Here is a 23,343-nt window from a genome sequence, read left to right as displayed (position 1 = left end):
TATAGATGACTAGGTAGGAGAACTGTCTTGCGTACCATCCGTGTTGAGACCTCAGCCGCGACGATCCTGCTGACCGAAGCCCCCGAGCCCAAGGTCCGCGACCGGCAGACGGGCGAGATCGCCAAGGACGCCGTCAGCGGTGAGGCACTGATGACGATCGGTGTCGTCCACATCCAGGACGGCGAGTCGTCGCTGATCAAGGTCACCGTTCCCGAGGGCGGTGTCTCCGAGGGGCTCGCGCTCGGGGCGCCCGTCTCGCTGCCGGGGCTCGTCGCCCGGCCGTGGGAGAGCGTGTTCAACGGGCAGCAGCGTCACGGCATCGCGTTCCGCGCCGCCGCTGTCACCCCGGCCGCGTTCCCCGCCGCGATAGGGGCCACCGCCTGATGAGCGACCTGGCGACGCTTCTGGAAGTGGGTGGTCCCCTCGCCGCGCTCGGCGGTGGGGCCGCCTACACCCGGGCCAAACACCCGGCGGCGTACTGGTCCACGGTCGGCCTGCCGATCTCCACCGCCCGCCTGCTCGGCTCGTACACCTCGGTCATGGAGGCGTGCGGCCTGACCGTGGCTCCCTCCCGGCTGCGGGTACTGGCCGTGAAGGCCACCACCCGACGTGAGGTCCGGCCCGTACCACCGCGCCGGGGCATCATCCGGCCCACCTCGACCGGGCTGCGGATCCGACTGCGGCTCGCCCCGGGGCAGGAACCCGCCGACGTCGCCGCCTCGGCCGAACGGCTGCGGCACGCCTGGGGCGTTCACGCCGTGTACGTCACGACCGTCAAGCCGGGCGTCGTCGAACTGCGGCTCGTCGGCTTCGACGTACTGCGCCGGGTACGGATGCCCCGCAAGTCCGATACCGGGCTCCTGAAAGTTCCTGTGGCGCTGCGGGAGGACGCGACCGCGTTCGTACGCGACTACCGGACCGTTCCGCACCAACTCACCCTCGGCGCAACCCTGTCAGGCAAGTCCATGTACCTGCGCCACCTCGTCACCGGACTCGCCCGCCAACCTGTCTCCCTGGTCGGCATCGACTGCAAGCGCGGCGTCGAACTGGCACCCTTCGCCGCCCGGCTCTCCGCACTCGCCACCGACCCCGACCAGGCCGCCGAGCTGCTGCCCGCGCTCATCAAGGAAATGGAGGACCGATACGACCTGATCAAGGCCCGCCAGGGCATCGCCCCCGGCACCCCGGACGAGGAGATCACCTCGGACATCTGGGGCCTGCCCGACAACCAACGCCCCGTGCCCATCGTGCTGTTCGTCGACGAGGTTGCCGAACTCTTCCTCGTCGCCACGAAGAAGGACGAGGAACGACGCGACGAAATGGTCACCCAGCTCATCCGCCTCGCCCAACTCGGCCGCGCCGCCGGCATCTACCTGGAGGTCTGCGGACAGCGCTTCGGCGCCGAACTCGGCAAGGGCGCCACCATGCTCCGCGCCCAGCTCACCGGCCGGGTCTGCCACCGCGTCAACGACGAAGCCTCCGCCAAAATGGCCCTCGGCGACATCGCCCCCGAAGCCGTCGGCGCCGCCTGCGCCATCGCTGCCGAACGCCCCGGCCTCGCCGTGGCCGGTGACACCTCCGGCGGCTGGTCCCGCATCCGCACCCCGTACCTCTCCCTCGGCGACGCCGCCGAGATCTGCCGCGAGTCGGCCCACCTGGTGCCCGACCTGCCCGCGCTCAAGCCCTTCCAGCCCGACGTGCCCGTACCAGTCGTGGAAGCACCGGCCCCGGCTCTCCAGCCGCGCCCCGTGACCGACTGACACTCCTCCCCGCCCAACTCCTGTCGCCGACTCCCTACTCCTCCCATGCCTGAACCCGGAAGGAGCGACACCATGCGCGCCCAACTGGCCCGCATCGACGCGGTACTTGTACAGGCGCTCATCGCCGCCGCACTGTCCTTCGCCCACCTGCACGACGTCGCCTCGGCGGCCGGACAGGACGGGTGGAAGGCGTGGGCGTATCCCGTCTCGGTCGACCTGCTGCTCGTCGTCGCCTGGCGCCGACTGCGGTCCGGCCACACGAAAGCGAGTGCCTGGTGCTGGTTCGTCATCGCGCTCGCCGCGTCCCTCGGCGCCAATGTCGCCACCGCCGGACTCCTCGACCTGGACCAGGTGCCGGCCTGGCTGCGCATCCTCGTCGCGGGCTGGCCTGCGGTCGCCTTCCTCGGCGGAACACTCCTCGCGCACTCCGCACCGGCGGCGACATCCGAGAACGACGCCGAGGCCATCGTGGACCAAGAGCACACGCCCGAACCCTCATCCGAGCCGCTGGCCCAACCGGCCCTGAACCCGGCTCCCGAACAACCCGCCGTACCCGTCCCGGCCGCCCTGGTCCAACACGCCCGCAAGGTCGCCGCCGAACACCACACCCGCACAGGAGCACCCATCGACACCCCCACCCTCCGCGCCCGCCTCGGCGTCCCCGCCCACATGGCCGACGCCATCGCCGCCCAACTCTGAAGGCGGGCCCTGCCGGGAGGCTTTACCGCTTCCGGATCAGTCGCCGTGTTCCGATGACGGCCGAAATGATCAGTACTTCAAGGCAGCACGTGGTGATCACGGTGGCCCAGGACTCGCCCAACCACCACCTTCCCCCGGCACACGCGAGCCCGAGTATCAACGCGGCCGTACCGACTGCGGCCAGCTGCCGCGCCCCTTGTGACATGCCGGTCATTTACACACGTCCGCGCGCCCCCAGACAAGCGAACAAAGGAAGGAAACCGGCTGTGCCAGCCAACCGACGCTTCCGCAACGTCACCCGCATCGGCCCCGTCCAGGTCGCCACGTCCTACGACGGTCGGGGCCGCGAGAAGCACACCGCCGCCTGCACCGCCCCCCGCTGCGGGTTCTCCGCCGACTACGACAGCCGCGCCGCCGCCGAACTCGCCGCCCGCACCCACACCTGCCCCGTCCGCTGAAAGGACCCCGCACACCGTGACCGTCAGCCTGCCGCTCGTCCTCGTCCTCGGACTCATCGCTTGGGGAGCGGTCAAGTTCCTCGGCGTCCGCACCTGGATCGTCGTAGTGATCGCCCTGTTCGGCTTCCTGCTCTCGCGCACCTTCATGGCCCCGGCCATCGACTCCGGCACGCGCGACGGAGTGGACGTCATAAACGGCACACATGACTAGACGAGTAGATAAGGAGAGCTTCGCTGTGTTCCTGCCCAAGTACCCCGAGAACCCCACCCCTCCGGCCGCGCACACGCACACCCCGGCCGGCCCGACCGCACCCGTTCGGCGTGCGGCCCCGCAGCTCTCGATCAGCACGGGAACGGTCGCGGCCGTCCTCGTCGGCGGAGTCGTCCTGACCGCGCTCCTGGCGGCCGTCGCCGTCACGGCTATATCGGTCGCCATCGCCGCCGTGGTCCTGCGCTCGATGCTCCGCGAACAGCACCGCCGCTGACAGCCGCTGATCAGCAGACCCCCGGGGCGGCCTCGATACCGCCAAGCATCCGCCGCCCCGGGGGCCCTACCCCTCCTGACCGAAGCCAGAAGGAGAAAGTCATCATCACCCGCTCCACCCCGGCTCCGCTGCCCGAACTCGCTGAGCTGGCCTCGCTCGGCACCATGCCCGGACTTGTCCGCCAGCTCTCCGGCCTCGGCGGCTGCACGCACCCAATCCGCCTCGACGGCCACCGCACCGAGTACGACGTGAATACCCGAACCGGCGAAATCGGCAACGTCCTCCACCGCCTCGACTCCTCCACCCTCCCGGCCGGTCACCTCCTCGTCCGCTGCAACAACCGCCGTACGACCCGTTGTGCGGCCTGCTCCGAGGTCTACCGCCGCGACACCTTCCACCTGATCACCTCCGGCCTGCGCGGTGGCAAGGGCATCCCGGAACACGTCGCCGCACACCCCCGGGTCTTCGCCACCTTCACTGCTCCGAGCTTCGGCCCGGTTCACAACCGCCCTACCGGCCCCGCCGGTTCGGTCCGCCGCTGCCGCTGCGGTGTCCACCACGACCAGGTCGACGCCGCACTCGGCACGCCGCTCAACCCGGACACGTACGACTACGAAGCTGCCGTGCTCTGGAACGCCCACGCCGGTCCGCTCTGGCGCCGCTTCTCCACCTACCTACGCCGCGAGGTCGCCAAGCGGGCCGGACTCCCACAGCGCGCGTTCCGCCAGTACGCCCGGGTCTCCTTCGCGAAGGTCGCCGAGTACCAGAAGCGCGGCGCGGTCCACTTCCACGCCGTCATACGCATCGACGGCCCAAACGGCGGCGACACCCCGCCCCCGGCCTGGGCCACTGCCGAACTGCTCACCGATGCCATCAAGGCCGCCGCTGCCCACGTCCACGTGGACGGCCCGGTTATCGACGGTCGCAACCACACCTTCACCTTCGGTCGCCAACTCGACGTACGCACCATCCGCAGCAAGGACTTCGACGGCGGCCAGGAACTCACTGACCGAGCCGTAGCCGCGTACATCGCCAAGTACGCCACCAAGGGCGCCGAAGCCGCGACAGGCGCCCTCGACCGGCCGCTCAAGTTCGCCGCCGAACTCGCCCAACTCGACATCAGCGACCACGCCCGCCGACTCATCCGCACCGCCTGGACCCTCGGCGCACGCAAGGACCTCGAACACCTCCGCCTGCGCGCCTGGGCCCACATGCTCGGCTTCCGCGGCCACTTCTCCACCAAATCCCGCCGCTACTCCACCACCCTCGGCGCCCTGCGCACCGCTCGTGCCGACTGGCGCCGAGAACAGGCAGCAGCGAACGGCCCCGAGGCGGAGACGACATACGTCCTCGCCTCCTGGGTCTTCGCCGGAATCGGCCTGTCCGACAGCGAAGCCTGGCTTGCCGCATCCCTCGAACCCGCTCCCGGAACGGAAGGAGAGCCAACCGCATGACCGACCGCTACCTGTCCGTCGACCAGGTCGCCGAGCTGCTGGGCACGACCGCCCGCTTCCCTCGGCGGCTCATCGAGGAGCGACGCATCCGGTACGTGAAGGTCGGCCGGCACGTGCGCATCCCGGAGAGCGCGCTTGATGAGTTCATTCGGTCCCGCACGGTGCAGCCGCTGAGGCGGCCTCGCCCGCGCTACGGAAGGGCTGCCTGATGGCCAACGGCAAAGGCAGGCGCCGCCGGTTCGGGGCGATCAGGAAGCTTCCGTCCGGCCGCTATCAGGCGCGCTATCCGGGCCCCGACGGTGTGATGCGCCCGGCCCCGGAAACCTTCGAGACGATCGCGGACGCTGACGACTGGCTCGCCGAGAAGCAAACCGACATCCGGCGTGGGGACTGGCGTGACCCCGAGGCGGGGTCGGTCAACTTCAAGGTCTACGCGGAGAAGTGGGTGGAAGAGCGTGAGCTGTCTGTCCTCAGCGAGGACCTGTACCACTACCTCCTGGACGATCACATCCTTCCCACCTTCGGCGAATCGGACCTAGACGAGATCACTGCACCCCTCGTCCGCGAATGGCGCGCCGAACGCCTCCGCACGACCAAGGCGAGAACAACGATCGCCAAGGCGTACCGCCTCCTGAAGAGCATCATGGAGACGGCCGTGGATGACGACCTGATCAAGCGCAACCCGTGCCGGATCAAGGGTGCAGGAAAGGAGAAGGCTGCTGAGCGTCGTATCGCCACAGTGGCCCAGGTCGACGCGCTCGCCGACGCTATCGGCCCTCGCTGGCGCCTCATGGTCTACCTCGGTGCGTACGGTCCCCTCCGCCCCGAAGAGCTGGCCGGTCTCCGCCGCCGGGACATCGACGTCCAGGCGCTGAAGGTCACCGTGCGTATCGCCGAGCCGGAACGCACGAACGGTCGCCGTGCACCCGGTGAGACCAAGTCGGAAGCGGGCACCCGAGCCGTGTTCCTGCCTGAGTTCCTCCGCCCGGAACTGCGCATCCACATGGAGTTGTTCGCGGGCAAAGGGCCCGATGGGCTGGTCTTCCTCGGGGAGAAGGGCGCCGCCTTCCGACGCAGCTCCTTCGGCCGGAAGTGGCGTCGGGTGCGTGTAGTCGTCGGCGTGCCTGAGGGCTTCCGGTTCTACGACCTTCGTCACACCGGACACACCCTGTCGACACGCTCAGGCGCCACGCTGAAAGACACGATGGTCCGCGCCGGCCAGTCCTCCGAGAAGGCTGCGCTGATCTATCAGCACTCCGACGACGACCGACAGCAGGAAGTTGCTGCCGGGCTCGACGCGACCGTGCGCAAGGCACGCCAGGAAGTACAGGAACCTGCAACCGTGCCAGATGACCTACTCGGCGAACCCGCCGATCAGCGTTCTGGCACGAATCTGGCACGAGGCGAGTAGTCGACGACGACAGCAAAAAGGCCCGGGTCTCTGACCTGGGCCTTTGTCATGGAGCGGGTGACGAGAATCGAACTCGCACTCTCAGCTTGGGAAGCTGATGTTCTACCACTAAACTACACCCGCGTAAGACGCCGGTACGACCGGTGTCCGAACGCTCAGTCACTCTACCGTACGCCAGGCCCCCGGCATCGAAGCCGTGGGGCCTGCCTCCGTTTCCAGGAGATTCCGGGGGTGTTCCGGGCGGGAGCCCGGCGGGAACGGGGCGTGAATCGAGTGGGGATCAGGCGTGAACCGGACGCGTTTTCGCGGTGCGACCCGGCTGTGAGGGGCCGGAGTTGGGGCGTACGGTGGGGGCGCGGAAGAGGGGCTGGGCGGGATCGGAGTGCCGCCTGGAGGGTCGCCCTTTTCGTCCCGTAATGTGGCTTTCCTCGTCGGTCTCGACAGTGACCGGCGACGGCTCTTGGGGAAGGGACTCTGAGGACTTGATCGAGCGCACCGTCGTCCGTTGTGCCGAAGGGCACGTGTTCAGCACCGCTTCGTTCCCGATGCAGCAGGCCGAGCGGCTCGGCCCCGGCCGGCTGGTCCGGTGTCCGCGCTGTGCGCGGCTCCGCAGTGTGGTGCCGGTGGCGTTGGAGCAGCCGCAGCGGAGCACCAGCAGCAAGTGAAGCAGAAGTAGAAGCAGACATGTGAAGCGGAAGCAGACGTAGAGAGAGAAGCAGGCGCGCGGAACCGGCCGATGGTGTCGGGTTCGCGCGCCTTGCGTATCCTCGGGGCGTGCTTCTCTCAGACAAGGACATCCGGGCCGAGATCGACTCCGGGCGAGTGCGGATCGATCCCTACGACGAATCCATGGTGCAGCCGTCGAGCGTCGACGTGCGCCTCGACCGCTTCTTCCGGGTGTTCGAGAACCACCGCTACCCCCACATCGACCCCTCCATCGAGCAGGCGGATCTGACGCGCCTGGTCGAGCCCGAGGGCGACGAGCCGTTCATCCTCCACCCGGGGGAGTTCGTGCTCGCGTCCACGTACGAGGTCATCACGCTTCCCGACGACCTCGCCTCGCGCCTCGAAGGCAAGAGCTCGCTCGGGCGCCTCGGCCTCGTCACCCACTCCACCGCCGGGTTCATCGACCCCGGGTTCTCCGGACACGTGACCCTCGAACTCTCCAACCTCGCGACGCTGCCCATCAAGCTCTGGCCCGGTATGAAGATCGGCCAGCTGTGTCTGTTCCAGCTGAGCTCGTCGGCCGAGTTCCCGTACGGCAGCGAGCGGTACGGCTCCCGGTACCAGGGGCAGCGCGGGCCCACGGCCTCGCGGTCCTTCCTCAACTTCCACCGGACGCAGGTATGACGGTCGTACGCGAGGAACTCTCCTACGAACAGTTCGGCGTCTCCGTCCGCGAGCTCGCGCAGACCATCGCCGACGACGGGTACGAGCCCGACGTCGTGCTCAGCATCGCGCGCGGGGGTGTGTTCGTCGCGGGCGGGCTGGCGTACGCCCTCGACTGCAAGAACATCCACCTTGTCAACGTCGAGTTCTATACCGGCGTGGGCCGGACTCTCGACATGCCCGTCATGTTGGCCCCCGTTCCCAACGCGATCGATTTCACCGACAAGAAGGTGCTGATCGCCGACGACGTGGCCGATACAGGCAAGACGCTGAAGCTCGTACACGACTTCTGTCTCGACCACGTCGCCGAGGTGCGCTCGGCCGTCATATACGAGAAGTCCCAGAGCCTCGTCAAGTGCGAGTACGTCTGGAAGCGGACCGACGACTGGATCAACTTCCCGTGGAGTGTCATGCCTCCGGTACGTAAGTCGGGGGAGCCGGTCACTCCCTCGAAGGATGCGCTCTGAGACCCGTCAGCATCCTTGCCCGTCCTTCGTCAGCACCCCCTGCTCCGTGCCCAGTGTGCGGTCGTAGCACAGGCCCGGGCCGCGCAGACGGTAGTGCTCGGTGGTCGTCGCGACCGCGTGGCGCTGGTCGCGGGGCACGCCGAGGGTGAAGGTCGCGTCGCCGTCGTACGTGTCGTCCAGGCGGACGCCGTCGATGCGGGCGTGGTCGCCGAAGGACATCAGCACGCGGAGGCGGTTGTCCGCGTCGATGGTGGAGCGGCCGTCCAGCGTGTAGGTGCGGTTGGTGCGGGACGTCGCTCCGGCCCGGCGGACCGTCTGGTCGTCGGTCCAGCGGCCCTGCTGGTTGTCCGTGGTCTCGTCCGGGGTCCAGGTGTGTGTGATGGCCGTGGTCAGGCGTCGGTCGACCGTCGTCGTCACGCGGCCGTGCGAGGTGTTCAGGTAGCCGCTCACCGTCAGACGGCGCTTGCCGCTCGTGTCCAGGGTGCGGGTGGCGCCGTCCGTGTACGTGTTCGTGACGGCCGGGTCGGTCGCCTTGTACGAGGTCAGGGCGCCCGTCACCACCGACTTGTGGGCGTCCTGCCAGACCAGGATGTTGGTCGGCGCGCTCCAGCCGGTCTGGCCCGCGGGGACGCCGGCCACCGTCACGTCGACCGTGTGTGCCTTGCCGTCGTTGAGGAGACCGGCGAAGGGGGTGAGGTCGAAGTCCAGGGGGCGTACGTCGAAGGCGGTGGGGGAGGGGATCACGCTCCAGAGGTACGGGGACCAGCCGCCCGTCCAGATGTTGGGGTAGGGGGAGGCGATCCCGGCGAGCTTCCCGTCGATCGTGACCTGGACCTCGCGGTACGGGCCGTCGTCGCCGCCCTGGCAGGAGTAGGACGCCGACGGGGTGACCGCCGAGTACCAGAACTCCTCGCAGCCGCCGCCCGAGCCGGTCGCGTACACCTCGGCCAGGATGCGCTCGGAGTTGCGCGGGGTGGTGAGCTTCGCGCCCGTGGTGACGCTGTTGCCGTCGCTCAGCGGGATGACCTGGTCGGGGGCGGAGCCACCGGCCCTGGCGGGCCGGGTTCCGGGCTCGGGGGCGTAGAACGTCAGGGTGACCTTGACGTCGAGGACGCCGGTGTAGGTGTCGTCGACGACGTTGCCGATGAGCATGTCCACGGACCGGCTCTTGCTCAGCGTCTTCTCGTACCGCGTGACGTCCTTCTCCACCGACCAGTCGATGCCGTCCTGCGACGGCTCGGGGGTCGAGGTGCGGAGCATCTGGACGCCGCCGATGTCGAGGTAGCCGAGGCGGTCGAACTGACGGCCGGCGACGCTGCCGTCGAGGCGGAGCACCACCTTCGACCAGCGGCCCGGGGTGCCGCAGGCGGTGGGCGGGGTGTAGGTGCCCGTGTAGGGCGTGAAGTCCTTGAACTTCGCCTGGGCGACGGTCACTTCGCAGGACCTGGTGTGGGGGGTGGATATGGGCGGGGCGGCCGTCACCGGGTCGTGGTAGTCGGTGCCGAACTCCGACGGGACGGTGGTGGTGGCCCCGGCGGCCGTGGTGGCGGCCGCGAGGGCGAGACCGAGGGCGGTGGAGACGAGGGTGATCGTCCGTCCCGCTCTCCGGGCGCTGTGGGGAATCGTCATGCGGCGCAGTGAACACCGGCGGGCATTGGGTGGCCTAGACCTCTTGGGTCTAATTTGACCAAAGAGATCACAGAAGGCGATGAAACGGGAGGGCCCCGGCGCGCGGCCGGGGCCCTCCCGTCGGTGTCCGGGTGTCCCGGTGTCCCAGAGATCCGGTGTTCCGGTGTTCCGGAGGTTTCTAGAACGTCCCCAGCTTCACGATCGACAGCAGGGCGGCCAGCTGGATCGCCGACGCGCCCAGGGCCTTCGGCCACGGGAGGTCGTGGGAGCGGCGGACCATGACGGTCAGCAGGACGCCTGCCGCGACCCAGGTCGCCCAGCCCAGGATCTGCACGAAGGGGGCGTCGCCGCCCGCGAACATCGCGACGAGCAGGCGGGGGGCGTCCGTGATGGACATGATCAGCATGGAGAGGCCGACCGTCGGCTGCCAGGCGCCGTCCCCGCCGAGCTGGCGGGCGAGGGTGTGGGTGACCACGCCCAGGACGAAGGCGCTCAGGACCATCGCCACGCCCGTCGTCAGCACGATCGGGATCGCGTTGCTGAGCGTCGCGTTGATCGTGTCCTCGCGGGTGTCGTCGAACCCGAAGACGGCGATCAGGCCGTACAGGAACGTGACGACGAGGGCCGGCGCCCACACCTGGTAGTCGCGCATCTGGAGGAACGTGCGGTCGGGCGAGGTCACGATGCCCCGCAGCAGTTCCTTCCAGCGCAGCCGCGGACCGGCCGGCGGGGCCGAGGCGGAGCCGGCGCGGTAGGTGTCGCCCTGGCTGTACGGGTCGTCGTCGACCGTGAACGCCTGTGTGTGACCAGGGTTGTTGGCCGCGTACGGGTCCACGGGGGCGTTCGGGTGTCCGGGCCCGTGTCCCTGTCTGTCGTCGCCGAAGTACTCCGGCTCACCGTGCCCGCCGTGCGAGCCGTGTGCGCCGTAACCGCCGCCGGCGGTCGCCTGCGGGGGCCACGGCCGTCCGGCGCCGCCCGAGCCGCCGTACGGCTGCTGCTGCGGCGCGGACGGGTAGCCGTACGACGGGCCGCCCTGCGGGGGCTGCTGGCCGTACGGCTGCTGCCGCGGTTGTTGTTGCGGTCGCGCTTGCGGGGCGCGGTTGTCCCGGCTGCCCCGTCCGATCCTGAATCCAGCCACGTCATCGAACGTACCTGGTCCCGGAGAGTGACGCGTGGGGCCCGGGCTTTCGGACCACGCTTTGCTGCCCAGCTGTTACATCCCCTAAGGGGCCCTCAGATTTCCCCTAGGGAAGCATCCCGTATCTCTCCGTTACGGGAGCATGCCTTCGACCAGGACCTCCGGCACCGCCGTGACCCCGGCCGTCCTGATGCCCGACGCCGAGCCGAGCAGGCGCAGCGAGCCCGAGAGGCCGCGGACGTACAGGTCGGCCTTGCCGTCGCGGTTGCCGTCGCGCAGGCGCACCGTCATGCCGAACACGTCGCCGTCGGTGACGTCGCCCGGGATGCCGGCCGAGTTGCGGGCGAAGAACTGCGAGCCCGCGGTCGAGAGGCCCCCGGCACGCCCGTACAGGACGTGGACCGCACCGGCGTACGGCTTGTTGCCGATCCGTTCGCCCTCCGCGCCGATCGCGAGGTCGCGGTAGCCGTCGCCGTTGATGTCGCCGGCGGCGATGCTCTCGCCGAAGGAGTCGTACGTCTCCGCGGTGTCCGCGATGCCGGCCGTGTTCTGGGTGAAGCGGGCGGACCTGGCGGGGCCGGCGGCGGCGCCGTACCAGACGCTCACCTCGCCGCGGTGGGAGGAGAAGAGGGGGGTGCCGATGGCGATGTCGCCCTTGCCGTCCTTGTTGAAGTCGGCGATGACACCGTCGCCGCCGCGCTCGCTCTCGCCGCCGCTGCCGTTCTTGCGCTCCAGGCGGAGCGTGCGGCCGGGGACCAGCTTGCTGCCGCCCTTGACGAACCAGGCGTCCGAGGCGATGTAGGTGTCGGTGACGATGTCGCCGATGACGACGAGGTCGGTCTTGTTGTCGCCGGTCACGTTGCCCGCGACCAGTCCGGTTACCTCGAAGAAGATCCCGTCCCGGTCCAGGGCGGTGACCGAACCGGATACGCCCGAGCGGGAGATGGAGCCCCGGTAGACCCACGCCTTGCCGCCCGCGACGACGGCCAGGTCCTTCTTGCCGTCCCCGTTGAAGTCGCCGACCGCGAGGTCCGCGCCCATGCGGCCGTACGAGGTGTTCGAGCGCGCCGGGATGTTGGTTCCGCCGGACAGGCCGTTCCTGCTGCCCCACAGGACGGTGACCGTGCCCTGGTTCTCCCGCCCTGCGACATCCTCGCCGGTGGCGGCGACGGCCAGGTCGCCGTACCCGTCGGCGTTGAAGTCGGCGGCTGCCCTGACCTCGCCGAACAGGTCGTCCGCCTCGTCGGAACCGGGGACGCCGGGGCTGTTCTGGCTGATGTACTGGATCCTGGTGCCCGGCCCGTTCGCCGTACCGAAGGTGACCTTGACGGCGCCCCCCGGGACCGCGTCGTCGGCGCCGTAGGAGTACTCGGCGTAGTCGCGGTAGCCGTCGCCGTTGAAGTCGTCGGCGAACTTGGCGGTGGCCGCGGCGGCGGGCGTGGTGAGGGCCAGCGGCGCCAGACCGGTGGCGAGCAAGGTGGCGGCGAGGGCCGTCGTGATGGTGCGGTCGCGTCGCATGAGTGGTCTCCCCGTTTGTGCGTGTGCGTGTGTCGGTGTGGTGGTCGGTCCGTGAGTACGTCGTGGGAGACCGCCGGTGAGGGTCAGCGGTTGTCCGGGAGATCGCGGATGGCGTGTTCCCCCACAAGCCTCTACAGGAACTCCGAACTGGAGAACGTCACCGACGGCTCAGCCGCGACCGTCCCGCCCTTTTTCCCGGGATAGACGGCCACCTCGTCCCAGGTCTCGCCCCGGTAGGTCCGTACGACCAGGTCGGCCCGTCCGTCGCCGTCGAAGTCCCCGACCGTGAGGACCCGGGTCGTGCCGTGGGCGGGCGGTGCGACGGTCACCATGCCCGCCGTGGAGAGCCCGGCCGCCGCTGTCGGCGCCCGGAAGATCCGCAACCGGGAGCCGCTGGAGACGAGTTCGTCGCGGCCGTCGCCGTCGAAGTCGCCGGTGTCGAGCATCGAGCCGGGCGAGGCGAGGGTGCCGGTGGTGGCGTCGGGTAGGTCGTAGCGCAGAGACGTTTCGCCCATCGTGCCCACCGCCGCGTCCAGGCCGCGCCCCTTGCCGAAGCGGCCGAGCGTGACGTCGATGCCCTCGGGCAGCACGGTTCCGGTGCGCGTCGGGCCGTCCGGGCCGCCCAGGACGACCGCCGACTTCGCGGTGCCGTCCGCCGTACGGACGACGAGGTCGTCGTATCCGTCATGGTTCACGTCGGCGGCCGGGCCCGTGGGGACGTTGCCGGGGGCGGGGATCGGCGCACCGGCCTTGCGCGGGACGCCCTTGCGGGTGAACGGGCCGCGCAGATAGCTGAGTTGGACGTCCGATGCGTGGACGACGAGATCCTGGGCGCCGTCGCCGTCGAAGTCTCCGCACACCGGCTGGTCGGGCCAGTCGTTGCCGGCCCGGGCCTGTGCCGGAATGGTGAGGGCGACCGCGCGGCCGGTGAGGCCGTCCGGGGAGCCGAAGAGCAGCTGGAGGGGTACCGGGGGCTGTCCCTGGCCGTTGTAGGGCGGGTCCGTCGACACGACCAGGTCGGTGAAACCGTCCCCGTCGAGGTCGCAGGTGGCCTCCGCGTCGAAGACCGCCGGCAACTGGCCCTTCGTACGGGCGGCTTGCCGCGCGGGGCTCAGCAACTGCCGGGCGCCCGGGACGAGTCCGCCCGGGGAGCCGTAGACGATGCCGATACCGGCGTCGTCCGTGTGGAGCTGGTCCTTGACGAGGTCGCCCAGGACCAGGTCGCGGTGCCCGTCACCGTTGAAGTCGTCGGGGATCTTGCTGCCGTCGCCCTGCGGTATCGGGCGCTGGGCGGGGGCCTTGGCGACCCGGACGGGGGTCCGGTCGGCGGCTTCCGGGTCGTCGCCGGACAGCGGGCCGCAGGCGGTGAGCGCCACCAGGGCGCCGAGGGCCACCAACCCGCTGGTGGCCGCCGTACCGCGACCGCCTCTTCGCACGCGCACCCTGTACCCCGCCCGGACCATTGACCCCATTGACAACGACTCAGCTCAGCAATGATGCACGTGTTCGAGAGGCGAAGACACCCCCGTGCCGGTGCGGAACGCGACACAGGGGTGCCCGACGGGTACGGCGATCAGTCCGCCAGTTCCGCGCCCATGAACGCCCTTGCTCCCAGGCCCAGTTGCGGGACGGTGAGCGTCCGGGAGCCCGTGCCCGTCGGGCCGGCCGAGGTGCCGGGCAGGATGTGGAGGCGGCCTCCCTCGTTGGCCGTGGCGATCAGCTCGGCGCGGCCGTCGCCGTTGAAGTCGCGCAGGAGGAGGGACGCGCCGAGCCAGGCGTTGTCCGGGGAGACGTTGGGCAGGCCGGGGGTGGTGCGGTCGTACTGGCGGGCGTTCCTGCCGGTGAGGCCGGTGGAGCCGCCGCGCAGGACGGTGATCGAGCCGTCGGCCCAGGGGCTGGTGCCGATCGCCTCGTAGGGGGCGCCGACGGCCAGGTCCGGGTAGCCGTCGCCGTTGGTGTCGGCGGCCGAGACGTCGTACCCGAAGTAGTCGCCGTCCTCCACGCTGCCGGGGACGCCCGCCGTGTTCTGGGTGAGGGCGAGGAGCCTGCCCGAGGGGCCGGTGGCCGTGCCGGGCAGGACGCGGACCGTGCCGCCCCGGCCCGAGCGGGAGGCGCCGATCGCGAGGTCGCCGTAGCCGTCGCGGTCGAAGTCGGCGATCACCGCGCTGGAGCCGTTGAGCTCGGGGGTGGCGGGCAGGGTGCGCTTCCAGGGCTTGGCGGGGCCGTTCCTGCCGCCCTTGTAGAACCAGACGCGGTTGCTGTTGGTGTCCACGTCGTAGCCGATGAGCGCGAAGTCGGCGGTGCCGTCCTTGGTGACCTTGCCCGCCACCACCAGCTCGGCCTTGATGTTCTCGCCGTCCCACGGGTCGAGGTTGGTGGCCTTGCCGCGCCCGCCCGCCTTGGTGAACGGGCCGCGCAGGAACCAGACGAAGTCGCCGTCCACGGAGACGATGTCCAACTGGCCGTCGGCGTTGAAGTCGCCGATCGCGGCGTCCAGGCCGAAGGGCTCCGCCTTGCTGCCGGGGGACGCGTAGATGCTGCCCTTGGTCAGGCCTGTTCGGGAGCCCCAGAGAACGGTGAGCGTGCCGTGGCGGTCGGCGTGCAGTTCGCCGGGAGAGCTGGCGACGACGTCGGCGTAACCGTCCTTGTTCAGGTCGGCCGAGGTGACCTTCGCGCCGAAGCCGTCGTTCGCCTCGGCGCCGCCATCGATGCCGGGGCTGTTCTGGGTGATCACCGAGCGCCTGGCGGTGTTCAGCCCGGTCGCCGAGCCCCAGATGACGACGACTGCGCCCGCGTTCCGCTTCCCGGCCACGGTCGCGGTCCGGTCGCCGAGCAGGAGGTCGCGGTAGCCGTCGCCGTTGAAGTCGTCCACGTGCTTGGCGGGCGCGGCCGACGCCGGGGCGCCGAGGGTCAGCGGACTCAGGGTGGCGGCCAGGAGGGCCGTGACCAGGAGGGAGGCACGGGAGCGCAAGGGGTCTCCAGGAGTGTGGTGATCGCCGGGGCGATGAGAAGACCCGCGACAACGGGCAATGGTTGTACGGGAGTTCGATGAAACCGAGCGATGAAGCCGAGCGGGGCCGACGCCACCGGCGTCGGCCCCGCTCGAACAACCCTGCTCTCCGGCCTACTTCACGGGCTGCGGCTCGGGTGCGCTCTCCGACTCCGTCTCGCCCGCCGGGGGCTCGTCGTCGTCCGTGACCGGGGTCTTCACGGACTCCAGGAGCAGCTGGGCGACGTCCACGACCGTGATGGACTCCTTCGCCTTGCCGTCGTTCTTCTTGCCGTTGACCGAGTCGGTGAGCATGACCAGGCAGAAGGGGCAGGCCGTGGACACGATGTCGGGGTTCAGGGACAGGGCCTCGTCGACGCGCTCGTTGTTGATGCGCTTGCCGATCCGCTCCTCCATCCACATCCGCGCGCCACCCGCGCCGCAGCAGAAGCCGCGTTCCTTGTGGCGGTGCATCTCCTGCTGGCGCAGTCCGGGGACGGCCGACATGATCTCGCGCGGGGGCGTGTAGATCTTGTTGTGCCGGCCCAGGTAGCAGGGGTCGTGGTAGGTGATGAGGCCCTCGACCGGGGTGACCGGGAGCAGCTTGCCGTCGTCGATGAGGTGCTGGAGCAGCTGGGTGTGGTGGATGACCTCGTAGTCGCCGCCGAGCTGCGGGTACTCGTTGCCGATGGTGTTCAGGCAGTGCGGGCAGGTCGCGACGATCTTCTTGGCCGACTTGGGCTTCTTCGTCGACTCGTCCTCGTCATCCTCGCCGAACGCCATGTTCAGCGCGGCCACGTTCTCCATGCCCAGTTCCTGGAACAGGGGCTCGTTGCCGAGACGGCGGGCCGAGTCACCGGTGCACTTCTCGTCGCCGCCCATGATCGCGAACTTGACGCCCGCGATGTGGAGGAGCTCGGCGAAGGCCTTCGTCGTCTTCTTGGCGCGGTCTTCCAGCGCGCCCGCGCAGCCGACCCAGTACAGGTACTCGACCTCGGTGAGGTCCTCGATGTCCTTGCCGACGACCGGCACCTCGAAGTCGAGCTCCTTGAGCCACTCCAGGCGCTGCTTCTTCGCCAGGCCCCAGGGGTTGCCCTTCTTCTCCAGGTTCTTGAGCATCGTGCCCGCCTCGGAGGGGAAGGCGCTCTCGATCATCACCTGGTAGCGGCGCATGTCGACGATGTGGTCGACGTGCTCGATGTCCACCGGGCACTGCTCGACGCAGGCACCGCAGGTGGTGCAGGACCACAGGACGTCCGGGTCGATGACGCCGTTCTCTTCGAGGGTGCCGATCAGCGGGCGCTCGGCCTCCGCGAGGGCGGCGGCGGGGACGTCCTTGAGCTGCTCCTCGCTCGCCTTCTCCTCGCCCTCCGCCGTCTTGCCGCCGCCCGCCAGCAGGTACGGGGCCTTGGCGTGGGCGTGGTCCCGCAGCGACATCATCAGCAGCTTGGGGGAGAGGGGCTTGCCGGTGTTCCAGGCCGGGCACTGCGACTGGCAGCGACCGCACTCCGTACACGTGGAGAAGTCGAGCAGGCCCTTCCAGGAGAACTGTTCGACCTGGCTGACGCCGAAGACGTCGTCCTCGCCCGGGTCGGTGAAGTCGATCGGCCTGCCGCCGGACGTCATCGGCTGGAGGGCGCCCAGGGCCGTGCCGCCGGTCGCCTCGCGCTTGAACCAGATGTTCGGGAAGGCGAGGAAGCGGTGCCAGGCGACGCCCATGTTGGTGTTCAGCGAGACGACGATCATCCAGACGAACGACGTGCTGATCTTCACCATCGCGGTGAAGTAGATGAGGTTCTGGAGTGTGCCGACGCTCAGGCCCTTGAAGGCCAGGACGAGCGGGTACGAGGCGAAGTAACCGGCCTCGTAGTGCTCGACGTGGTGGATCGCGCCCTCCAGGCCGCGCAGCGTGTAGATCGCGAGGCCGATGGTGAGGATGACGTACTCGACGAAGTACGCCTGGCCCGCCTTCGAGCCCGCGAAGCGGGACTTGCGGCCGGGGCGCGAGGGCAGGTTCAGCAGGCGGATCACGATCAGCACGGCGATGCCGAGGATCGTCATCACGCCGATGAACTCGATGTACAGCTCGAACGGCAGGAAGCCTCCGATGACGGGCAGCGTCCAGTCCGCCGAGAAGAGCTGGCCGAAGGCCTGCGCCAGGGTCGGCGGCAGCGTCAGGAAGCCGACCGCCACGAACCAGTGGGCGAAGCCGACGATGCCCCACCGGTTCATCCGGGTGTGGCCGAGGAACTCCTTCACCAGCGTCACACTGCGCTGGTACGGATTGTCCGTCCGGAGGCCGGCCGGGACCGGCTGGCCGAGCTTGAAGAACCGGACGAACTGACCGATGGCGCGTGCGAGCAGCGCGACGCCGATCACGGTCAGGACGAGCGACACGATGATCGCGGCGAGTTGCATGGGAGGGCTCCTCAGGCCTGCGCGTATTACTAAGCGGTAACTTAGGCAGTCTGTCAGAGACTACCCAACATCTTGGCCCGCACTGTAGTCAGGGGCGGAGTGATCTGGATCGCTCAGGCTTGCCTGAGTCGTAGATCGAAGCCGATCGGATCAGACGATGTTAAGTCGTGTTATTCGTACAGAATTGTTACGTTTCCGCCTACCGTGAGCCTGTGCTCTACGGGATCATCGCCGCCACCGCCGCCCTTCTCCTCGCCGCCGTCCTAGCCGCCCTCCTGCGGACACTCGCCCTGCGCCTCGGCGTGCTCGACCGGCGCCGGGCGCGCCCCCTGCCACTGCTCGGCGGGCTCGCCGTCGTGCTCGCGACGGGGCTGGTCGCGGGGGCGGGGGAGTGGACCGGGTACGCCCCCCTCGGGGACGGCGTCGGTGAACTGCTCGTCGCCGGGGCGGGCGTCGGCGCACTCGGGCTCGTGGCCGACGTACGGCGGGTGAAGGCGCGCTTCCTTGTCGTCGGTACGGCCGTTGCCGCCGCGTTCGTCGTGCCGTACGGGGAGCTGGGGTTCGGGGTCGGGCTGCTCGCCGCCGTCTGGATCGTGTTCGTCGCCCTCGCCTTCCGGGCCCTCGACCATGCCGACGGGCTGGTGGGGACGGTCGGGGTGCTGACCGCCTTCGGGGTCGCCGCGTGCGCCGCCGTCGAGGTGCTCGACGGGCTCGCCGTGCTGCTGAGCGTGCTGGCCGCCGCGCTCACCGGGTTCCTCATGCACAACTGGCATCCCGCGCGGATCGCCCTCGGCGCGTGCGGGTCCCTGTTCACCGGGTTCGTGCTGGCCTCGGCGGCGGTGGTCGTGCGGACCGGACACGAACCGGCGTCCAGCGCGGGGGTGCTGTTCGCGCTCACCGCCGTGGCCGGCGCGGACGCCGTGCTCGTCGTGGTGTCGCGGCGGCTGGCCGGGCGGCCCCTGCTGCGTGGCGGACCCGATCATCTCGCGCACCGGCTGCGGCGGTTGGGGCTCACCCCGCGCGGGGCGGCCGTACTGCTCGGCGCGGGTGCCTTCGGGGCGGTGCTGACGGGGGTGCTCGCGCACGCCGGATGGGCCGGCGAATCGGGGCCGTGGTGGGTGGTGGGGGTGGCCGGGATGGTCGTACTGGGGCTGCTGAGAGTTCCCGTGTACGGGCTCCGGAGGCCTCCTGCCGAGCAATCGGCGCAGGTCAGAGCGGCATTGCGTGTAAGGAACGGATAAGAGTTGAGTGTGGTCGACTCAGCTCTGTTGACCACGCGGCAGGAGTGATGCACACTTGAGCCTGTTCCACTCAAGTCATTGCTTAAGTCATTGCTGCTGGAGGAATTGAAATGGCACGTGCGGTCGGCATCGACCTGGGCACGACTAACTCCGTCGTCAGCGTTCTGGAGGGCGGCGAGCCCACCGTCATCACCAACGCCGAGGGTGCCAGGACCACGCCGTCCGTCGTCGCCTTCGCGAAGAACGGTGAGGTGCTGGTCGGCGAGGTCGCCAAGCGCCAGGCGGTCACCAACGTCGACAGGACCATCCGGTCGGTCAAGCGCCACATGGGCACCGACTGGAAGATCGAGCTCGACGGGAAGAACTTCAACCCGCAGCAGATGAGCGCGTTCATCCTGCAGAAGCTGAAGCGCGACGCCGAGGCCTACCTGGGCGAGAAGGTCACGGACGCGGTCATCACCGTCCCGGCCTACTTCAACGACTCCGAGCGTCAGGCGACGAAGGAGGCCGGCGAGATCGCGGGCCTGAACGTCCTGCGCATCGTGAACGAGCCGACGGCCGCCGCTCTCGCGTACGGCCTCGACAAGGACGACCAGACGATCCTCGTCTTCGACCTCGGTGGCGGCACCTTCGACGTGTCCCTCCTGGAGATCGGTGACGGCGTCGTCGAGGTGAAGGCCACCAACGGTGACAACCACCTCGGTGGTGACGACTGGGACCAGCGCGTCATGGACTACCTGGTCCAGCAGTTCCGCGCCGGCCACGGCGTGGACCTGGGCAAGGACAAGATGGCCCTCCAGCGCCTCCGCGAGGCCGCCGAGAAGGCCAAGATCGAGCTGTCCTCGTCCACCGAGACCTCGATCAACCTGCCCTACATCACGGCGTCCGCCGAGGGCCCGCTGCACCTGGACGAGAAGCTCACGCGCGCCCAGTTCCAGCAGCTGACGGCCGACCTGCTGGAGCGCTGCAAGACGCCGTTCCACAACGTCATCAAGGACGCGGGGATCAACCTCTCCGAGATCGACCACGTCGTTCTCGTCGGTGGCTCCACCCGTATGCCCGCCGTCGCCGAGCTCGTCAAGGAGCTGACCGGCGGTCAGGACGCCAACAAGGGCGTGAACCCGGACGAGGTCGTCGCCATCGGCGCCGCGCTCCAGGCCGGTGTCCTCAAGGGCGAGGTCAAGGACGTCCTGCTCCTCGACGTGACGCCGCTGTCCCTCGGTATCGAGACCAAGGGAGGGATCATGACGAAGCTCATCGAGCGTAACACCACGATCCCGACCAAGCGTTCCGAGATCTTCACGACGGCCGAGGACAACCAGCCGTCCGTCCAGATCCAGGTCTACCAGGGCGAGCGCGAGATCGCGGCGTACAACAAGAAGCTCGGGATGTTCGAGCTGACGGGCCTGCCGCCGGCCCCGCGCGGTGTGCCGCAGATCGAGGTCGCCTTCGACATCGACGCCAACGGCATCATGCACGTCACGGCCAAGGACCTCGGCACCGGCAAGGAACAGAAGATGACCGTCACCGGCGGCTCCTCGCTGCCGAAGGACGAGGTCGACCGGATGCGCCAGGAGGCCGAGCAGTACGCGGACGAGGACCACCGTCGCCGCGAGGCCGCCGAGACCCGCAACCAGGGCGAGCAGCTCGTCTACCAGACGGAGAAGTTCCTCAAGGACAACGAGGACAAGGTCCCCGGCGACATCAAGACCGAGGTCGAGGCCTCGATCGAGGAGCTGAAGGCCGCGCTCAAGGGCGAGGACGTCGCCGAGATCCGCACCTCCACGGAGAAGGTCGCCGCCGTCTCGCAGAAGCTCGGCCAGGCGATGTACGCCGACGCGTCCGCGGCACAGGCCGCCGGTGACGACGCGCCCGGCGCCGAGGCCCCGAAGGCCGACGACGACGTGGTGGACGCCGAGATCGTCGACGACGAGCGCAAGGACGGTGCCGCGTGACGGAGGAGACTCCGGGCTTCGACGAGAAGCCCGACGTCCCTTCCGGCGCCACCTCGGACGACGCCGAGCCGAAGGCCGCCCCCTCTTCGGAGGGGGCGTCCCCGGCCGGGGACGCAACCGCAGCAGCAGCACAGGTCGCCGGTCTGACGGCACAGCTGGACCAGGTACGTACGGCGCTCGGTGAGCGCACGGCGGACCTCCAGCGGCTCCAGGCCGAGTATCAGAACTACCGCCGCAGGGTCGAGCGGGACCGGGTCGTGGTCAAGGAGATCGCCATCGCGAGCCTCCTGACCGAACTCCTGCCCGTGCTCGACGACATCGGCCGCGCGAGGGAACACGGCGAACTGGTCGGCGGGTTCAAGTCCGTCGCCGAGTCGCTGGAGACCGTCGCCGCCAAGATGGGCCTCCAGCAGTTCGGCAAGGAGGGCGAGCCCTTCGACCCGACGATCCACGAGGCCCTGATGCACTCGTACGCGCCGGACGTCACGGAGACGACCTGCGTGGCGATCCTGCAGCCGGGGTACCGGTTCGGCGAGCGCAACCTGCGTCCCGCGCGGGTCGCGGTGGCCGAGCCCCAGCCCGGGGCGCAGGCCGCCTCCGAGTCGGGCGACGTGGCGGACGGCAAGGAGAGCGGTGGCCCGGAAGAGGGCTGACGTGAGCATTGACGCAGGAAGGGAGGGACGTCGGGGATGAGCACCAAGGACTTCATCGAGAAGGACTTCTACAAGGTCCTCGGCGTCCCCAAGGACGCCACCGAGGCCGAGATCAAGAAGGCGTACCGGAAACTCGCCCGTGAGTTCCACCCGGACGCCAACAAGGGCAACGCCAAGGCCGAGGAGCGCTTCAAGGAGATCTCCGAGGCGAACGACATCCTCGGCGACCCCAAGAAGCGCAAGGAGTACGACGAGGCCCGTGCCCTCTTCGGCAACGGTGGCTTCCGCCCCGGCCCCGGAGCGGGCGGGGGCTCCTTCAACTTCGACCTGGGTGACCTCTTCGGAGGCGGCGCCCAGGGCGGGGGCGCCGGCGGTTCCGGCGCGGGCGGCTTCGGCGGCGGCATCGGAGACGTCTTCGGCGGCCTGTTCAACCGGAGCGGCGGGACCACCCGTACGCAGCCCAGGCGCGGCCAGGACATCGACACCGAGGTCACGCTCAGCTTCACGGAGGCGGTGGACGGCGCGACGGTCCCGTTGCGCATGACGTCCCAGTCGCCGTGCAAGGCGTGCTCGGGCACCGGCGACAAGAACGGCACACCGCGCGTGTGCCCGACGTGTGTCGGTACCGGCCAGGTGGCTCGCGGCTCGGGCGGCGGCTTCTCGCTCACGGACCCCTGTCCGGACTGCAAGGGCCGGGGCCTGATCGCGGAGCACGCCTGCCTGGTGTGCAGCGGCTCCGGGCGCGCCAAGTCCTCCCGGACGATGCAGGTGCGCATCCCGGCCGGGGTGGCGGACAACCAGCGCATCCGCCTGCGCGGCAAGGGAGCGCCCGGCGAGCGAGGTGGCCCTGCGGGCGACCTCTACGTCACCGTCCATGTCGACACCCACCCGGTGTTCGGCCGCAGGGAGGACAACCTGACGGTGACGGTTCCGGTGACGTTCGCCGAGGCCGCACTCGGCGGTGAGGTCAGGGTCCCGACCCTGGGCGGCCCGCCGGTCACCCTGAAGCTGCCCCCGGGCACGCCCAACGGGCGCACGATGCGCGCGCGGGGCAAGGGCGCGGTCCGCAAGGACGGCACCCGGGGCGATCTGCTGGTCACCGTCGAGGTGAGTGTCCCGACGGAGCTGACGGGGAAGGCTCGTGACGCACTGGAGGCGTATCGCGAGGCGACCGTGGACGAGGATCCGCGGGCGGAGCTGTTCGAGGCAGCGAAGGGAGCTTGACCGAGATGGACGGTCGTCGACGCAATCCGTATGAACTGACGCAGGAGACCCCGGTCTACGTCATCTCGGTGGCGGCCCAGCTCTCGGGCCTGCACCCGCAGACCCTGCGCCAGTACGACCGCCTGGGCCTGGTCTCCCCCGACCGCACCGCCGGCCGGGGCCGCCGCTACTCGGCCCGCGACATCGAACTGCTCCGCACGGTGCAGGCGTTGTCGCAGGACGAGGGCATCAACCTGGCCGGCATCAAGCGGATCATCGAGCTGGAGAACCAGGTGGCTGCTCTGCAGTCACGGGTGGCGGAGATGGAGTCCGCGCTGGACGGGGCCGCGGCTGCGATGCAGCAGCGGGAGGCGGCGGTGCATGCCTCGTATCGGCGGGACTTGGTGCCGTATCAGGAAGTGCAGCAGACCAGTGCGTTGGTGGTTTGGCGGCCGAAGCGGGCGCCGGAGAAGTAA

The 23,343-nt window shown here is 69.6% G+C and carries 23 protein-coding genes and 1 tRNA gene; 17 read left to right on the top strand and 7 right to left on the bottom strand.

Annotated features, from left to right (window positions below):
• Positions 1-27 precede the first annotated feature (27 nt).
• The 9 genes from OHN74_RS19715 to OHN74_RS19675 all read left to right on the top strand — a co-directional run bounded on the left by OHN74_RS19715 (position 28) and on the right by OHN74_RS19675 (position 6,267).
• Positions 28-384 carry an SCO3933 family regulatory protein gene (locus tag OHN74_RS19715; RefSeq protein ID WP_006382423.1) on the top strand — a complete coding sequence of 119 codons (357 nt, stop codon included), beginning with the start codon at positions 28-30 and terminating at the stop codon, positions 382-384.
• Complete coding sequence (locus tag OHN74_RS19710; protein WP_327695876.1) at positions 384-1,760, top strand: FtsK/SpoIIIE domain-containing protein; 1,377 nt, start codon at positions 384-386, stop codon at positions 1,758-1,760. Before OHN74_RS19715 ends, OHN74_RS19710 begins: the two co-directional genes overlap by 1 nt.
• 72 nt (positions 1,761-1,832) lie before the next feature.
• Positions 1,833-2,459 carry a DUF2637 domain-containing protein gene (locus OHN74_RS19705; RefSeq protein WP_327695874.1) on the top strand — a complete coding sequence of 209 codons (627 nt, stop codon included), beginning with the start codon at positions 1,833-1,835 and terminating at the stop codon, positions 2,457-2,459.
• A gap of 266 nt (positions 2,460-2,725) precedes the next feature.
• The gene (locus OHN74_RS19700; protein WP_327695873.1) at positions 2,726-2,917 is read left to right on the top strand and encodes a mobile element transfer protein; all 192 of its coding nucleotides are present in this window, start codon (positions 2,726-2,728) and stop codon (positions 2,915-2,917) included.
• 16 nt (positions 2,918-2,933) lie between these two features.
• The gene (locus tag OHN74_RS19695) at positions 2,934-3,128 is read left to right on the top strand and encodes a hypothetical protein (protein ID WP_327695872.1); all 195 of its coding nucleotides are present in this window, start codon (positions 2,934-2,936) and stop codon (positions 3,126-3,128) included.
• 25 nt (positions 3,129-3,153) lie between these two features.
• A complete protein-coding gene (locus OHN74_RS19690) occupies positions 3,154-3,402 on the top strand; it encodes a SpdD protein (protein WP_327695871.1) in 249 nt (82 codons plus the stop codon).
• A 164-nt stretch (positions 3,403-3,566) separates the two neighbouring features.
• Positions 3,567-4,856, top strand: a complete 1,290-nt coding sequence (locus tag OHN74_RS19685) for a replication initiator (RefSeq protein ID WP_327695870.1) — start codon at positions 3,567-3,569, stop codon at positions 4,854-4,856.
• On the top strand, positions 4,853-5,065 hold the full coding sequence (locus OHN74_RS19680) for an excisionase family DNA-binding protein (RefSeq protein ID WP_327695869.1): 213 nt from the start codon (positions 4,853-4,855) through the stop codon (positions 5,063-5,065). Before OHN74_RS19685 ends, OHN74_RS19680 begins: the two co-directional genes overlap by 4 nt.
• Positions 5,065-6,267, top strand: a complete 1,203-nt coding sequence (locus OHN74_RS19675; protein ID WP_327695868.1) for a tyrosine-type recombinase/integrase — start codon at positions 5,065-5,067, stop codon at positions 6,265-6,267. The genes OHN74_RS19680 and OHN74_RS19675 overlap by 1 nt, the downstream gene beginning before the upstream one ends.
• A gap of 49 nt (positions 6,268-6,316) precedes the next feature.
• Here OHN74_RS19675 and OHN74_RS19670 read toward each other — a convergent pair.
• Positions 6,317-6,390, bottom strand: a tRNA-Gly gene (locus tag OHN74_RS19670).
• Between the two features lie 359 nt (positions 6,391-6,749).
• On the opposite strand from OHN74_RS19670, the gene OHN74_RS19665 reads away from it, so the two are divergent.
• The 3 genes from OHN74_RS19665 to OHN74_RS19655 all read left to right on the top strand — a co-directional run bounded on the left by OHN74_RS19665 (position 6,750) and on the right by OHN74_RS19655 (position 8,123).
• Entirely contained in the window at positions 6,750-6,932 is a 183-nt protein-coding gene (locus tag OHN74_RS19665; RefSeq protein WP_327695867.1) for a hypothetical protein, read from the top strand.
• Between the two features lie 109 nt (positions 6,933-7,041).
• Positions 7,042-7,617, top strand: a complete 576-nt coding sequence (dcd, locus tag OHN74_RS19660) for a dCTP deaminase (RefSeq protein WP_327695866.1) — start codon at positions 7,042-7,044, stop codon at positions 7,615-7,617.
• Positions 7,614-8,123: a phosphoribosyltransferase gene (locus OHN74_RS19655; protein WP_327695865.1), complete on the top strand. Its 510-nt coding sequence runs from the start codon at positions 7,614-7,616 to the stop codon at positions 8,121-8,123. The genes dcd and OHN74_RS19655 overlap by 4 nt, the downstream gene beginning before the upstream one ends.
• Before the next feature lie 6 nt (positions 8,124-8,129).
• Here the strand turns inward: OHN74_RS19655 and OHN74_RS19650 are convergent, their stop codons facing one another.
• The 6 genes from OHN74_RS19650 to OHN74_RS19625 form a co-directional block, all read right to left on the bottom strand.
• The gene (locus OHN74_RS19650; RefSeq protein ID WP_327695864.1) at positions 8,130-9,752 is read right to left on the bottom strand and encodes a peptide-N4-asparagine amidase; all 1,623 of its coding nucleotides are present in this window, start codon (positions 9,750-9,752) and stop codon (positions 8,130-8,132) included.
• A gap of 178 nt (positions 9,753-9,930) precedes the next feature.
• Positions 9,931-10,890, bottom strand: coding sequence for a Yip1 family protein (locus OHN74_RS19645; protein WP_443060413.1), 960 nt, complete (start codon positions 10,888-10,890; stop codon positions 9,931-9,933).
• Positions 10,891-11,022: 132 nt separating this feature from the next.
• Positions 11,023-12,408 (bottom strand): FG-GAP and VCBS repeat-containing protein, encoded by a 1,386-nt coding sequence (locus tag OHN74_RS19640; RefSeq protein ID WP_327695863.1) that lies wholly within the window; start codon positions 12,406-12,408, stop codon positions 11,023-11,025.
• A 131-nt stretch (positions 12,409-12,539) separates the two neighbouring features.
• Positions 12,540-13,850, bottom strand: coding sequence for an FG-GAP repeat domain-containing protein (locus tag OHN74_RS19635; protein ID WP_327695862.1), 1,311 nt, complete (start codon positions 13,848-13,850; stop codon positions 12,540-12,542).
• 131 nt (positions 13,851-13,981) lie between these two features.
• Positions 13,982-15,379, bottom strand: a complete 1,398-nt coding sequence (locus OHN74_RS19630) for an FG-GAP and VCBS repeat-containing protein (protein WP_327695861.1) — start codon at positions 15,377-15,379, stop codon at positions 13,982-13,984.
• Positions 15,380-15,532: 153 nt separating this feature from the next.
• Complete coding sequence (locus OHN74_RS19625; RefSeq protein ID WP_327695860.1) at positions 15,533-17,815, bottom strand: heterodisulfide reductase-related iron-sulfur binding cluster; 2,283 nt, start codon at positions 17,813-17,815, stop codon at positions 15,533-15,535.
• A gap of 212 nt (positions 17,816-18,027) precedes the next feature.
• Between OHN74_RS19625 and OHN74_RS19620 the strand changes: the two genes are divergently transcribed.
• The 5 genes from OHN74_RS19620 to OHN74_RS19600 all read left to right on the top strand — a co-directional run bounded on the left by OHN74_RS19620 (position 18,028) and on the right by OHN74_RS19600 (position 23,343).
• Positions 18,028-19,056, top strand: a complete 1,029-nt coding sequence (locus OHN74_RS19620; RefSeq protein WP_327695859.1) for an MraY family glycosyltransferase — start codon at positions 18,028-18,030, stop codon at positions 19,054-19,056.
• A gap of 110 nt (positions 19,057-19,166) precedes the next feature.
• Entirely contained in the window at positions 19,167-21,011 is a 1,845-nt protein-coding gene (gene dnaK / locus OHN74_RS19615; RefSeq protein WP_327695858.1) for a molecular chaperone DnaK, read from the top strand.
• Positions 21,008-21,664, top strand: coding sequence for a nucleotide exchange factor GrpE (gene grpE / locus OHN74_RS19610; RefSeq protein WP_327695857.1), 657 nt, complete (start codon positions 21,008-21,010; stop codon positions 21,662-21,664). Before dnaK ends, grpE begins: the two co-directional genes overlap by 4 nt.
• Positions 21,665-21,700: 36 nt before the next feature.
• Positions 21,701-22,888, top strand: a complete 1,188-nt coding sequence (gene dnaJ, locus OHN74_RS19605; RefSeq protein ID WP_327695856.1) for a molecular chaperone DnaJ — start codon at positions 21,701-21,703, stop codon at positions 22,886-22,888.
• A gap of 5 nt (positions 22,889-22,893) precedes the next feature.
• Positions 22,894-23,343 carry a heat shock protein transcriptional repressor HspR gene (locus OHN74_RS19600; RefSeq protein ID WP_327695855.1) on the top strand — a complete coding sequence of 150 codons (450 nt, stop codon included), beginning with the start codon at positions 22,894-22,896 and terminating at the stop codon, positions 23,341-23,343.

It is taken from the genome of Streptomyces sp. NBC_00459, assembly GCF_036013955.1.
Lineage (GTDB): Bacteria > Actinomycetota > Actinomycetes > Streptomycetales > Streptomycetaceae > Streptomyces.
Note: the sequence above shows the minus strand (reverse complement) of the source record. Positions and strands in the feature narration are given on the sequence as shown.

Bases quoted from the DNA above. Each gene is read 5' to 3' on its own strand.
- OHN74_RS19710 (WP_327695876.1), top strand. From the start codon at position 384: ATGAGCGACCTGGCGACGCTTCTGGAAGTGGGTGGTCCCCTCGCCGCG.
- OHN74_RS19705 (WP_327695874.1), top strand. From the start codon at position 1,833: ATGCGCGCCCAACTGGCCCGCATCGACGCGGTACTTGTACAGGCGCTC.
- OHN74_RS19685 (WP_327695870.1), top strand. From the start codon at position 3,567: ATGCCCGGACTTGTCCGCCAGCTCTCCGGCCTCGGCGGCTGCACGCAC.
- OHN74_RS19680 (WP_327695869.1), top strand. From the start codon at position 4,853: ATGACCGACCGCTACCTGTCCGTCGACCAGGTCGCCGAGCTGCTGGGC.
- OHN74_RS19675 (WP_327695868.1), top strand. From the start codon at position 5,065: ATGGCCAACGGCAAAGGCAGGCGCCGCCGGTTCGGGGCGATCAGGAAG.
- OHN74_RS19655 (WP_327695865.1), top strand. From the start codon at position 7,614: ATGACGGTCGTACGCGAGGAACTCTCCTACGAACAGTTCGGCGTCTCC.
- OHN74_RS19650 (WP_327695864.1), bottom strand. From the start codon at position 9,752: ATGACGATTCCCCACAGCGCCCGGAGAGCGGGACGGACGATCACCCTC.
- OHN74_RS19640 (WP_327695863.1), bottom strand. From the start codon at position 12,408: ATGCGACGCGACCGCACCATCACGACGGCCCTCGCCGCCACCTTGCTC.
- OHN74_RS19625 (WP_327695860.1), bottom strand. From the start codon at position 17,815: ATGCAACTCGCCGCGATCATCGTGTCGCTCGTCCTGACCGTGATCGGC.
- dnaK (WP_327695858.1), top strand. From the start codon at position 19,167: ATGGCACGTGCGGTCGGCATCGACCTGGGCACGACTAACTCCGTCGTC.
- dnaJ (WP_327695856.1), top strand. From the start codon at position 21,701: ATGAGCACCAAGGACTTCATCGAGAAGGACTTCTACAAGGTCCTCGGC.
- OHN74_RS19600 (WP_327695855.1), top strand. From the start codon at position 22,894: ATGGACGGTCGTCGACGCAATCCGTATGAACTGACGCAGGAGACCCCG.